The sequence below is a fragment of the Paucimonas lemoignei genome (genome assembly GCF_004342585.1).
In the GTDB taxonomy this organism is placed as follows: domain Bacteria; phylum Pseudomonadota; class Gammaproteobacteria; order Burkholderiales; family Burkholderiaceae_D; genus Paucimonas; species Paucimonas lemoignei.
The window spans coordinates 57856-69718 of sequence record NZ_SLZQ01000012.1; the positions used below are offsets into that span (position 1 = coordinate 57856).

At 59.2% G+C, this 11863-nt stretch carries 10 protein-coding genes; 6 read left to right on the forward strand and 4 right to left on the reverse strand.

Annotation, left to right across the window (positions count from 1 at the left end; translation table 11 throughout):
* Positions 1 to 39: 39 nt before the first annotated feature.
* Positions 40 to 2550, reverse strand: coding sequence for an FtsX-like permease family protein (locus EDC30_RS15830; RefSeq protein WP_243656816.1), 2511 nt, complete (start codon positions 2548 to 2550; stop codon positions 40 to 42).
* A gap of 46 nt (positions 2551 to 2596) precedes the next feature.
* Positions 2597 to 3244, reverse strand: coding sequence for an ABC transporter ATP-binding protein (locus EDC30_RS15835; RefSeq protein ID WP_132259826.1), 648 nt, complete (start codon positions 3242 to 3244; stop codon positions 2597 to 2599).
* A gap of 304 nt (positions 3245 to 3548) precedes the next feature.
* On the opposite strand from EDC30_RS15835, the gene egtD reads away from it, so the two are divergent.
* From egtD to EDC30_RS15850, 3 genes are all read left to right on the forward strand, one after another.
* Complete coding sequence (gene egtD, locus EDC30_RS15840; protein ID WP_132259827.1) at positions 3549 to 4532, forward strand: L-histidine N(alpha)-methyltransferase; 984 nt, start codon at positions 3549 to 3551, stop codon at positions 4530 to 4532.
* A 17-nt stretch (positions 4533 to 4549) separates the two neighbouring features.
* Positions 4550 to 5848 (forward strand): ergothioneine biosynthesis protein EgtB, encoded by a 1299-nt coding sequence (gene egtB, locus EDC30_RS15845; protein ID WP_424446924.1) that lies wholly within the window; start codon positions 4550 to 4552, stop codon positions 5846 to 5848.
* A gap of 126 nt (positions 5849 to 5974) precedes the next feature.
* Positions 5975 to 6301, forward strand: coding sequence for a hypothetical protein (locus EDC30_RS15850; protein ID WP_132259828.1), 327 nt, complete (start codon positions 5975 to 5977; stop codon positions 6299 to 6301).
* On the opposite strand, the gene EDC30_RS15855 is transcribed toward EDC30_RS15850, so the two are convergent.
* On the reverse strand, positions 6273 to 6911 hold the full coding sequence (locus EDC30_RS15855) for a Crp/Fnr family transcriptional regulator (protein ID WP_132259829.1): 639 nt from the start codon (positions 6909 to 6911) through the stop codon (positions 6273 to 6275). The two genes, EDC30_RS15850 and EDC30_RS15855, sit on opposite strands and share 29 nt — an antisense overlap.
* Positions 6912 to 7101: 190 nt before the next feature.
* Here EDC30_RS15855 and EDC30_RS15860 point away from each other — a divergent pair, with 190 nt between their 5' ends.
* On the forward strand, positions 7102 to 7830 hold the full coding sequence (locus EDC30_RS15860; RefSeq protein ID WP_132259830.1) for a glutathione S-transferase: 729 nt from the start codon (positions 7102 to 7104) through the stop codon (positions 7828 to 7830).
* A gap of 95 nt (positions 7831 to 7925) precedes the next feature.
* Here the strand turns inward: EDC30_RS15860 and prpR are convergent, their stop codons facing one another.
* Positions 7926 to 9542 (reverse strand): propionate catabolism operon regulatory protein PrpR, encoded by a 1617-nt coding sequence (gene prpR / locus EDC30_RS15865; RefSeq protein ID WP_132259831.1) that lies wholly within the window; start codon positions 9540 to 9542, stop codon positions 7926 to 7928.
* A gap of 220 nt (positions 9543 to 9762) precedes the next feature.
* On the opposite strand from prpR, the gene prpB reads away from it, so the two are divergent.
* Both prpB and prpC read left to right on the forward strand, forming a co-directional pair.
* Positions 9763 to 10653 (forward strand): methylisocitrate lyase, encoded by an 891-nt coding sequence (prpB, locus tag EDC30_RS15870; RefSeq protein ID WP_132259832.1) that lies wholly within the window; start codon positions 9763 to 9765, stop codon positions 10651 to 10653.
* A gap of 46 nt (positions 10654 to 10699) precedes the next feature.
* The gene (gene prpC / locus EDC30_RS15875) at positions 10700 to 11854 is read left to right on the forward strand and encodes a bifunctional 2-methylcitrate synthase/citrate synthase (RefSeq protein ID WP_132259833.1); all 1155 of its coding nucleotides are present in this window, start codon (positions 10700 to 10702) and stop codon (positions 11852 to 11854) included.
* Positions 11855 to 11863 lie beyond the last annotated feature (9 nt).

Here is an 11863-nt window from a genome sequence, read left to right on the forward strand (position 1 = left end):
AAAGGGAAATCCTTGGCGAGTTGCCTATGCTGATCTGCATTACCAATCCTCCCGAACGGCGCGCACCGCGCTGCCGGATACGGCATTACGGCCTGCTGCCACCGCGGTCAATGTTGCTGAAATCAGGAGCGCGCCCGCCACGCTTGCCAGCAATTGCCACGGCATGTGCAGTTGCATGGTCCAGTGAAAGGATTGCGGGTTGACGACATACACTAGGATCAGGCTGATGGCAAAGCCGAGCGCAAAGCCGGCAGCGATGCCGATCACGGTCAGCAGCAATCCTTCCATGGCCAGGATGCCCAGGATTTGCCGGCGCGTGATGCCGATGTGGCGCAGCATGCCGAACTCCCGCATCCGCGAAATCGTTTGCGAAGAAAATGTCGTCGCGATGCCAAACAGGCCGATCAGCACGGCGACTGCTTCCAGCAGGTAGGTGACGGCAAAGCTGCGGTCGAATATCTTGAGGCTAGCATTGCGTATTTCACCAGGCTGCGAAAATTCAAGCGCAGCGCCGAACGGCAAGCGGCGAATGGATGCAATGACTTCATCCACCTTGGCGCCGGGCCCAAGCCAGAGGCCTGCGTTGTCAGCCAACAGGTCGCCGCTGAGACGTCGGTAATCGTCCTGACGCATCTGGATGGCGCCGAACTGGCGCACGTAATCGCGCCAGACGCCGGCAACGATACAGTCCCGAAGCTGGCCCGCAATCGGCAGACGGACCTGCTTGCCTGGCACGTAACCATACAGGTCGACCATCGCCTCGGAAACCCAGATGGGTATGGCATCACGCGGAATGTCTTGCAAGGGCAGGGCATTGCCGGTTAGCGCCATGACCTTGCCAGGATCGTTGATATCGATCGGCCTGGCGATCAGTGCCACGGCCGGACGGGCCGGATCGAGGTTCAGCTGGCTCATGCGCAGGAAATCGGCGCGGGCGATGCCTGGCGTCGCGGCGAGCACGTTCTGCTGCTCAGGGCTAAAGCCGCCCGTATTGCCGGAGGCAGCAGTTTGTACGTACAGATCTGCAGGCAATACTCGTGTCAGCCAGTCGTCCACCGATACGCGAAAGCTTGCCACCATGATGCCCATTGCCACCATCAGACTGAAGCTGGAGAGCACGCCTCCCAAGGCGATGGAAGCCTGATTGGGCGCATTGGCCAGACGTGCGAGACCCAGCATGAGCGGAGCGCGGCTCTGCCGAAGCATGCTTGCCAGCCTGCCGAAAAGGAATGCGGCCAGACGCGGCATGAAGGCAATGCCGCCGATCAGCAGCAGCGCGACGGCCAGGTAACCGAATACCGGCAAGCCATTCAGCGGCGGCAAGCGCGTGAACAGCGCTCCCAAGAACAGGCATAGCAATCCAGGCCAGGGCGACGACAGCCTGGATAAGGCGCTTTCCTCGCTGCCGGATTTGAGTGCCGGCGCCGGTTGCGTACGCGCCGCTTCCCACGCCGGCACCGCGCTGCCTGCGATTGCCACACCGGTGCCGAGCAAGAAAAATACAATCGCGGCTGTCGGTGAAAATTGTACGGTAGGCTGTACGCCGGGGAAGTAGCCGCCGCCGAGATCGCCGCCAAAGAAATGCAGCGCAGCCGCGGCAGCGGCATATCCTCCGGCCAGCCCCAGCAGCGAGCCGAGCAATCCAAGCAGGGCGCCTTCCAGCAGCAATTGCAGCAATAGCTGAGAGCGCGTCATGCCAAGCACGCGCAACAGCGCAAGCTGGCTGCGGCGGCGTATGACGGATTGCGCCTGGCTGGAAAACACCAGGAAGGCGCCGGTAAACAAGGCCACCAGTGCCAGCACGTTGAGGTTGACGCGATAGGCACGCGACATGTTTTCCGTGCGCGTCTGCTGTGTCTCGGGTTCGTTGACGATGGCCCGGCCTTGCAACTGTTCTTGCAACTCCGTCCGGAATGCCGCGCGTGGCACGCCTTCCCTGAGCTTGATGTCGATGCGTGACAGCTTGCCAAGCTGGTGAAAGCGCCATTGCAATGCCGCGATATCCATGACGGCGAGACGCTGCCCTGGCCGTGCACCGGTGAGTGTGCCAGCAATGCGCAGCTGAACGGTTTCCGTGCCGGCCCGCAGCGACAGCATTGCTCCGGGCTGTACATTCAGCCATTGTTGTGCTGCCGTTGAAAGAAATATGGTGTCATCCGCCAGGGTATCGGTGCGGTTTTCTTCCATGGCGCGGCCGATGAGTTCCGGTGTAACCAGCGCCGCACGGAAGACATCGATGCCGACGATCTTCAAGGGCTTGTCTTGCCCATGCAGCGCGGCATCGAGTTCAAGCACGGGGCTGGCGGTGGCAATATCCGGATGCTGCGCCAGTTGCGGATAGAGATTCTCATCGAGCCAGGCGTGCGTGCCGCGCACTTGCAGGTCCGCCTGGCCGGATAAGGTTTGTACCGCGGCGGAAAATTCATTGAGCGCGGCGCTGTTGATCAAATGGATGGCAAAGCCGAGCGCTACGCCCACCATAATCGCCAGAATGGCAATGGCGCTACGCAGGGGATGAGCGCGCCACTCGCCGGCAAGCAGCCAGCGCATGAGGCGCTGAAAAGGGGCGGATTGCAGGCCTGTCCCCATATCCACGTTAGGCTGGATGCAAGCCATCACGACCGAGCACGAGCACGCGATCGGCGCTGGCCGCCGCCAATGGTGAATGCGTCACCAGGATGGCTGAGGCCTTGTTGGTCTTGATCTCGTTGCGCAGTAATTCCTGAATGCTATGCGCCGTGTCGGGGTCCAGGTTGCCTGTGGGCTCATCCGCCAGCAGCAATCCGGGTCGATGCACCAACGCTCTGGCAATCGCCACGCGCTGCATTTCGCCTCCCGACAGCTGGCGCGGAAAATCGCGTTCGCGTCCATGCAGGCCGACTGCCGCCAGCATCTCGGTGGCACGGTCTTGCGGCAAGTTATTCAGCATGAGCGGCAGCGCGACATTCTGCAAAATATTCAGGTGCGGCAGGATATGAAAAGCCTGGAAAATGAAACCGAATTTTTTACGGCGTACGATAGTGGCGGCATCGTCATCAAGCCCGGACATGGCAATGCCGTCGACGATGACTTCGCCGGCATCCGGTGTATCCAGGCCGGCAATCAGATTCAGCAAGGTCGACTTGCCGACGCCGGACTCTCCCATGATGGCGACATACTCGCCTTGCTCGAGTTTCCAGGAGAGGTTCGAGAGCACCTGGCGTCCATTGGTATAGGCCTTGCCGAGGCCTTGCAGTTCCAGCATCGTGTCTTCCTAGCGGAGCATGCCGCGTATTATTGGTTTAAGCATGCGATTACGCGACATGAGTCTCATGCGCCTGGTAAACCATTTTCCGGCTTGGCGGTAATCCCTTTTTACAAGGCGAGGACGGATGCATGAACATGGTAAGCTTTCCTGCGAGGTTATTGGATTTGTTTGGCTGGTAAGCAAGGATGGCTTTGTGTGGTCTCAACCGGCAGGCGTGATTCCTTCGCTATGATAGCCAAATTCACCATGCATTGCTGTGAGGATGGCCGCATGCCTTGCCGCATCAACTGGACCAGTCGCTATGCAGAAACCAAGTGGGTATTTGCCGGATGGATTCATTCAAGTTTTTCAGCAAGATAATGCCGTCGTCCGCGCCGAATTACTGAATGGCTTGCTGGAGACCGAGGCGCGTGTCGCTCCCAAGTTCTTGTACGATGCCTTAGGCTCCAAATTGTTCGAGGCAATCTGCGAATTGCCAGAGTATTATCCGACGCGAACCGAGGCTGAGATATTCGCTCGCCACTTGCCCGACATGGCCAAAGCCATCGGAACAGGCGTGACGCTTGTCGATCTGGGAGCAGGCAATTGCGCAAAGGCTGCCAGGCTGTTCGATACGCTGGCGCCGCGCCAGTACGTGCCCGTCGATATCTCGGTCGAATTCCTGCGCGACGCGGTGGCGCAGCTTAAGTGCCGCTATCCCGACTTGCCTATCACCGGTATCGGCATGGATTTTTCTTCAGGACTGGATTTGCCGGAAGTCGTCAACGCCGAGCACCGGCTGTTCTTTTATCCTGGCTCCTCCATCGGCAATTTCACCCCCGCTGAAGCATTGGCATTCCTGCGCCGGATTCATCATGCCTGCGGCGCAGGGCAGGTCGGTGGCTTGCTGATCGGCGTCGATCTCGTCAAGGAAAAACGGCTGCTCGACGCCGCCTATGATGATGCGCTGGGCGTGACTGCCGCGTTCAACCTCAATCTGCTCCATCACATGAATGTCCTGATCGGCGCCGATTTCAACTTGCGCGACTGGCGTCATCGCGGCTTCTTCAATGCTGCCGAGAGCCGGGTTGAAATGCACCTGGAAGCGCGGCGCGATGTCATCGTGTCGTGGCCGGATGGGCGCCGGCGCTTTGTGGAAGGCGAACGCATCCATACCGAGAGCAGCTACAAGTACACGCGCGACGGCTTCCGCGAGATGCTGCAGGAGGCAGGTTTCGCCGCGCCGCGCATCTGGACCGATGAGCGGGGATGGTTCATGGTGTGTTACGCGCCTGCCACCCATTAATCTTCAGTGGACCTGTCATGAACATGCAAGTCGACGTTCAATTTTCGCGCGGCGCCGCGGCGCTGGCACAGCAGTATTTCAGCGTGCGCTCGCATTCGATGCAGCTTTGCGAGCCGCTGTCCGAAGAGGATTGCTGCGCGCAGTCGATGCCGGATGCCAGTCCGGTCAAATGGCATCTGGCGCATACGACATGGTTTTTCGAAACCTTTATCCTGGAACGGTATGAGCAGCATTTTCAACCGTTCCATCCGCAATTCCGCATGCTGTTCAACTCTTACTACAACGGCGTGGGTGACCGGCACCCGCGCCCGCAACGAGGTTTGCTGACACGGCCGGCGCTTTCTGAAGTGCTCGATTATCGCCGGCACGTCGATGCCCGCATGATGAGCTTGCTGTCGCAGACTGATGTCGACGAGGCCGTGCTGCCGCTGGTCGAGCTGGGGCTGCATCACGAGCAGCAGCACCAGGAACTCATGCTTACCGATGTCAAGCACCTGCTTTCTCACAATCCGCTGTTTCCTGCCTATCACGGCGAGCCGGCGCCTGAACCGGGCCAGGCCTTGCCTCTGCAATGGCTATCCTTTGAAGCCGGAGTAGTGGAAATCGGGCACGCAGGCACGGGCTTTTGTTTCGACAACGAGCTGCCGCGCCATCGCCAGTTTGTCGAAGCGTTTCAGCTGGCGTCGCGCGTGGTCAGCAATGGCGAGTATCTGGCATTCGTGAACGATGGCGGATATGCCGATCCGGCGCTTTGGCTATCGGAAGGATGGGACTGGGCGCAAGCCAATCGGATCAGCCGGCCCTTGTACTGGCGCGCATCCGGGGAAACTTGTCAGGACATGCGGCCGACTAGTGAAACGGATCAGCAGGAATGGTACGAATTCACCCTGCATGGTTTGCAGCCGCTCGACCTGCACGCGCCGGTCAGCCATCTCTCCTATTTCGAGGCAGATGCTTACGCGCGCTGGGTCGGCGCCAGGTTGCCGACCGAGGCTGAGTGGGAACTCGCAGCCAGCCGAGAAAGCGATGAAGCCGAACAGAATGCCACGCTGCTACCAGCCGCATGGCAAGGCAAGGTGCTGCAACTGTTCGGCGCATGCTGGCAATGGACATCCAGCAGCTATTCACCGTATCCCGGTTACGCGCCTGCGCCCGGCGCGATAGGCGAATACAACGGCAAGTTCATGGTCAACCAATATGTCTTGCGCGGATCATCCTGCGCGACGCCGCCCGGACATGCTCGTCATACCTACCGAAATTTCTTTCCCGCTTCGGCACGCTGGCAATTTACCGGCATCCGCCTGGCACGCTCCTGAGTTTTGCCGCACGAGGGATTTCGGTAATTTTTCACATTGCCGCAGTGCAATAGCTTACAGAGTTCCTTTGCAAAGATCTTTAATATTTCTCCTTAGAAAATAAATTGTCTTACAGGGGAAAATGCGATGGATCTAGATTTTCAGGAAAGCCGGGTCATGGTGGAGCGTGCTCGCGAAGAAAGACGTGTGGCGCCGCACAAGGCGCCTCCGTATGTCACTGAAGAGGGGTTTGTGCTGTACGACCGTCGTGAAGGCAGGGATCGCCGGCGTCGGCCGGAACAACCGATTGCAGCCAATGAAGCGGAACTTGACCTGGTTGCCCAACGCATGCAGCACCTGACGGCGATGTGCAATTACATGGTGGCCCAGTCGAGGGCGCAAGCTGAAGTGGCGAAGGAAATCGGCAGCGACTGGTATCGTCCCGCTACCATGAGGTCGGCAAACGGCGCTTGATCACGATACGCTTGCGCGAGATATCGAGGTATTCGCCGGCGACGAGGTCTTTCATGATCTTGCTGACCATCTCGCGCGAGCAACCGATCCGGCTGGCGATTTCCTGCTGGGTCAGCGGGGCCAGGATCATCCGTTCGCCATCGACGGTTTCGGCCAGGTCATTGAGCAACTGCACCAGCCGGCCGTAGACATCCAGCAGCGCCAGGCTCTTGATGTTACGGTTCAATGCCCTTGTACGGCGGATGAGCTTGCCGAGCAGGGAAAAAATAAAGTCCGGGTGGCTGCGCAGGAAGCTGCGAAAATCTTCGAGAGTAATGATGGCCAGCTTCACCGGCTCCATTGCCATCACGGAAGCAGAGCGCGACCCTGGCTCCAGCGCCATTTCACCGAAATAATCGCCCGCGCCCATGGTCGAAATGACGATCTGGTTGCCTTCCTCATCCGCCAGGAAAATCCGTACCGTGCCCGAGATGATGAAGTAGACCCCGTTGGGGGCGTCGCCTTCGTTAATGATGATGGTGTTACGCGGAAAAGTACGGACAACAGCGCGTTCCAGCAAGTCGTCGGCATCTTTCGCCGACAGGTCAGGGACAACTAAGCTCGATTTCACAAGACTTCCTCGTGTAAGAGTCGCCGGCTTTTATCTACATTTTCATCTACGTTTAATGCCTGGCTGCAAGACGCAGAGACTACCTGAAAAATTGTAATAAATAAATATCGTGTGGACATTTGATACGGATGCCGCACTTCGCTTACCAATTGACGATAATGCAGATATGCGGACGGCACCGGAGGCAGGCATGGCATACGAACTCTATTACTGGCCTGATATTCAAGGACGCGGCGAATTCGTGCGCCTGGCGCTGGAAGAAGCGGCGGCCGAATATATTGATGTGGCACGCCAGCCGGCCCGGCAGGGTGGCGGCATGGCAGCCATGATGACATTGCTGGAAGAGGGCGCTTCAGGCAGAGTGTCGTTTGCCCCGCCGTTTTTGAAGGATGGCGATTTCCTGATCGGGCAGACGGCGAATATCCTGCTTTACCTCGGGAGCAAACTGGGCTTGGCGCCGCGCGACGAAGCCGGACGGTTGTGGGCGCATCAGCTTCAATTGACCGTGGCCGACCTGGTGGTCGAAGTGCACGATACCCATCATCCCATCTCGGTGAACCTGTATTACGACGATCAAAAGAAAGAAGCCAAAAAGCGGGCACGGGAATTCATCGATAGCCGCTTGCCGAAATTCCTTGGCTACTTTGAGCAGGTCCATGCGGCCAATCCCCGTCGCGGCGACTTCATGGTCGGGAGCAAGCTATCGTACGTGGATTTGTCGATCTTCCAGGTGATCGAAGGCTTGCGGTATGCGTTTCCGCGCGCGATGCAAAAGCAGGAGCCCGATTATCCGCGCCTGGTCGAACTGCACGATCGGGTGCAGGAGCGCCCGAATATCGCCGCTTACCTGGCGTCGGAGCGCCGCCTGCCTTTTTCTGAAGAGGGAATCTTCCGGCATTATCCCGAGCTGGAGCGTTAGCCGGGGCGAATGACTGCTTGGGCGACATGTAAGACCGTTCGAAACTGGGCTGATAAATACATATGCGGTATCGGCTGCGATTTGCCTATCTCTACCTATTTCAGTTCCCGTAACTTGCGCCAAAGGGTAGTGCGGCTGATACCGAGATGTCTGGCTGCCGCTTCCCGGTTGCCGCCAAAGCGCGCCAGCACTTCGGCAATATTTTCCTGTGGTAATGCTACCGGCGTGCTGACTGGTATTGGCAGATTAGTCCCGGCGGATTGCTGTAACAGTTCCGGCGCTACTCCCAGCACGAAGTTCGGCGTCAAGGCTTGCAAAGGATTCGCCGCCAGGAACAGCGCCAGGCGCTCCATCAGATTGCGCAATTCGCGTACATTGCCAGGCCAGGCATAACTGGCCAGGAGCGGCGCGCAGGCGACGACTTCGGCATGCAGGTTGGCGTGCGGCCTCACATTGAGCGCCGCCAGCGCATTCTTCAGACACCATTCCGCCAGCGCGACCAGATCGTCTGTTCGTTCACGCAAGGGCGGCAAGCTCACGCGCAGCACGCCCAGGCGATAAAACAGGTCGGCACGAAAGCGCCCATCGCGAATGCGCGCCTCCAGGTCGCAATGCGTGGCAGACACGATGCGCACATCCACCGGAATTGGCCGGGTGCCGCCGACGCGCACCACTTCGCGTTCTTCCAGCACCCGCAACAGGCGGGTCTGCAGCGGCGGCGGCATCTCGCCGATCTCGTCCAGGAATAGCGTGCCGTGATTGGCGGCTTCGAACAGGCCGGCATGGCCGCCGCGGCGCGAGCCGGTGAATGCGCCTTCTTCGTAGCCGAACAGTTCGGATTCCAGCAGCGATTCAGCCACCGCGCCGCAATTGATGGCGACGAAGGGATGGCGTGTGCGCGGACTTTCGCGATGGATTGCCTGTGCCACCAGTTCCTTGCCGGTGCCGGTCTCGCCCTGGATCAGCACGGTGGCAGGCGAACGGGCAAAGAGGGCGATCGACCTCCGCACGCGTTCCATGGCTTCGGACTCGCCGCGCAAGTCGTTCAGGCCGTGGCGCGCGCGCAGCGAGTCCGCTTGCGGATGCAACCGGCTGCGGGAGGTTTCCAGTTGCGTGAAGCGGGCGATTTCCAGCGCATCTTCGAACGCCTGCCTGATGGTGGCTGCCGAATACAGGAACACGCCGGTCAAGCCTGCTTCCTCGGCCAGGTCGGTGATCAGCCCGGCGCCGACCACGGCCTTGACCCCGGCGGCTTTCAATTCGCTGATCGCGGCGCGGGCATCTTCTTCGGTGGCGTAAGTGCGCTGTACCAGTTTCAGTCCAAAGGTTTCCTGGAACTGCGCCAAGGCCGGCATGGTTTCCTGATAGGTGACGATGCCGATATCGGGCGAAATCTTGCGCGCGCGCGCCAGCGCCTGCATCACATCGAAGCCGCTGGCCTTGGCGACCACTACCGGCACGGCGGCGATGCGGCTTTTCAGATAGGCGGCATTGGAACCGGCGGCGATGATGGCGTCGCAGCGTTCTGTGGCCATGCGTTCGCGGATATGCTGCACGGCATCTTCGAAGCCAAGGTGGATCGGCTCGATCGTGGCACGGTCATTGAACTCGACCATGATGTCGCGGAACAAGTCGAACAGGCGCGAGATCGAGACGGTCCAGATGACCGGCTTGTCAGCGCCTTCGCGCGGAGGAAAAGTAGGACGTGTCATGTTTCATTTTACGTTTCATTCGTTTCAATTGTAACGCTGAATGAAACATAGGGAAAGCTGCGTTGGAAATTGCATTTTTCACAATCTTTACGTAAGTAATTGAATTGAAAATCTAAATTTGACAGACGCAAGGTTGTCAGGAACCTGGCAAAAGCCTGGCACAGCCATTGCAAAGTACTAGCACCATTGCAACACATTTCACCCACATAAAGGTGCATACATGACCCAAATCTCCGCAGGCGCAGCCTTCCGCAAAGCGGTAAAAGAAGAAGCCCCCTTGCAAGTTGTCGGCGCCATCAATGCCAACCACGCCTTGCTGGCCAAGCGTGCCGGCTTCAAGGCAATCTATCTGTCCGGTGGCGGCGTCGCAGCCGGTTCGCTCGGCTTGCCTGACCTCGGCATTTCCAACCTCGACGATGTCCTGACCGACGTGCGCCGCATCACCGACGTGTGCGACCTGCCGTTGCTGGTGGACGTCGATACCGGTTTCGGTTCCTCGGCCTTCAACGTCGCCCGCACCGTCAAGTCGATGATCAAGTTTGGCGCCGCCGCCATCCATATCGAAGACCAAGTCGGCGCCAAGCGCTGCGGCCATCGTCCCAACAAGGAAATCGTCAGCAAGCAGGAAATGGTCGACCGCATCAAGGCAGCGGTGGACGCCCGCACCGATGAAAACTTCGTCATCATGGCGCGCACCGACGCGCTCGCCGTCGAAGGCCTGGAAGCCGCGCTCGACCGCGCCCAGGCTTGCGTCGAAGCCGGCGCCGACATGATCTTCCCGGAAGCGATCACCCAGCTCGACATGTACAAGACTTTCGCCGACGCCGTGAAGGTGCCGGTGCTGGCCAATATCACCGAGTTCGGTGCCACGCCCCTGTATACCGTCGAAGAGCTGAAGTCGGTCGATGTCGGCCTGGTGCTGTATCCGCTGTCGGCGTTCCGCGCCATGAACAAGGCAGCGGAAAACGTCTACACCGCGATTCGCCGCGACGGCACGCAAAAGAATGTGGTCGATACCATGCAAACCCGCATGGAGCTGTACGAGCGCATCAACTATCACGACTTCGAGCAAAAGCTGGATGCGCTGTTCGCCCAGCAAAAAGCCAAGTAATTCTTTTTTACCGTATTGAATTGACATTCTGATCTAGGAGAAGACGATGAGCGAACAACAAACCAGCGGTTTCAAGCCGAAGAAGTCCGTGGCCCTGTCGGGCGTTGCAGCAGGTAACACCGCCTTGTGTACTGTCGGCCGCAGTGGCAACGACTTGCATTACCGTGGTTACGACATCCTGGACGTAGCGGATGCCTGCGAATTCGAGGAAATCGCCCACCTGCTGGTGCACGGCAAGCTGCCTAACGCCGCCGAGCTGAAGGCCTACAAGGCCAAGCTGAAAGCCCTGCGCGGCCTGCCGGCGAACGTGAAAGCCGTGCTGGAAGCCTTGCCCGCCGCTTCGCATCCGATGGATGTCATGCGCACCGGCGTCTCGGCGCTGGGTTGCGCGCTGCCGGAAAAGGATGACCACAACACGCCGGGCGCGCGCGATATCGCCGACCGCCTGATGGCATCGCTCGGCTCCATGCTGCTGTACTGGTACCACTTCAGCAATAACGGCCGCCGCATCGAAGTGGAAACCGATGATGACTCCATCGGCGGTCACTTCCTGCACCTGCTGCATGGCGAAAAGCCGTCGGCATCGTGGGAAAAAGCGATGCACACCTCGCTGATCCTGTACGCCGAGCATGAGTTCAACGCCTCGACTTTCACCGGCCGCGTCATCGCCGGCACGGGTTCCGACATGTACTCGGCCATCACCGGCGCCATCGGCGCGCTGCGCGGCCCGAAGCATGGCGGCGCCAATGAAGTCGCCTTCGAAATCCAGAAACGCTACGACAATCCGGATGAGGCGGAAGCAGACATCAAGAAGCGCGTCGAGAACAAGGAAGTCGTGATCGGCTTTGGCCATCCGGTGTACACCATTTCCGACCCGCGCAACAAGGTCATCAAGGAAGTGGCGCGCCAGCTGTCGCAGGAAGCCGGTTCGATGAAGATGTTCGATATCGCCGAGCGCCTGGAAACCGTCATGTGGGATATCAAGAAGATGTTCCCGAACCTCGACTGGTTCTCGGCTGTGTCGTACCACATGATGGGCGTGCCGACCGCGATGTTTACGCCGCTTTTCGTCATCGCCCGTACTTCCGGCTGGTCCGCGCACATCATCGAGCAACGCATCGACAACAAGATCATCCGCCCGAGCGCGAACTACGTTGGCCCGGAAGATCTGAAGTTTGTGCCGCTGAAGGACCGCAAGTAAAACGTCGGC